Annotated in this window: 2 protein-coding genes; both read left to right on the top strand. The window is 57.4% G+C overall.

Translation table 11 applies throughout. The features are described from left to right. Nucleotides 1-238: glutamate synthase-related protein (locus tag B2W52_RS05885; protein WP_286801879.1), on the top strand; the 238-nt coding region annotated here is incomplete at its 5' end. Between the two features lie 16 nt (nucleotides 239-254). Continuing rightward, nucleotides 255-636, top strand: a 382-nt coding sequence (locus tag B2W52_RS05880; protein WP_286801878.1) for a tetrahydrofolate dehydrogenase/cyclohydrolase catalytic domain-containing protein, incomplete at its 3' end; no start/stop codon positions are given.

Raw genomic sequence — 636 nt, 5'->3', positions numbered from 1 at the left:
TATTTCCACTCAGGATCCGGAACTCAGCAAGCGCCTTGATCCGGTTGAGGCCGGGCACAGGCTGGCCAACTACCTTCGAGTTCTGACTCTGGAGGCCCAAACCCTTGCACGGGCCTGTGGCAAGAATGATCTGAGAAACCTCGAGCCCGAAGACCTGGTTGCGCTGACGGTTGAATCCGCGGCAATGGCGAGAGTGCCTTTGGCCGGAACTTGTTGGATTCCTGGTCAGAGCTTCTAGAACGAGGGAGATCAAAGTGCATACAGCCACAATCATCAACGGTAAAGAAGTCGCGGCGCAGTTGCGCCGCGACATTGCAGGGATGGTGCGTGCGCGTGCCGAGCAGGGCCGGATGTGTCCTGGCCTGGCTGTCATTCTGGTGGGTGAGGACGCTGCTTCGAAAGTTTACGTGCGCAGTAAGATCAAGGCGTGTGAGGAGGCGGGGTTCCTGTCCCGGAGCTTCCGCCTGGCGGCTGATACCAGCCAGCAGGTGCTCTTGGCTCTGATCGACGAGCTTAATGAGGATCCACAGATTCATGGGATCCTCGTGCAATTACCATTGCCGGATCATATGCATGTGCCTGCGGTGGTTGAACGGATCGTTCCCGCCAAGGACGTGGATGGCTTTCATCCATATA

Source organism: Marinobacter sp. UBA2498 (assembly GCF_002341575.1).
Classification (GTDB): Bacteria; Pseudomonadota; Gammaproteobacteria; order Pseudomonadales; family Oleiphilaceae; genus Marinobacter; species Marinobacter manganoxydans.
The sequence above is the reverse complement of the archived record's forward strand: the minus strand, read 5'-3'. Positions and strand labels throughout refer to the sequence as shown.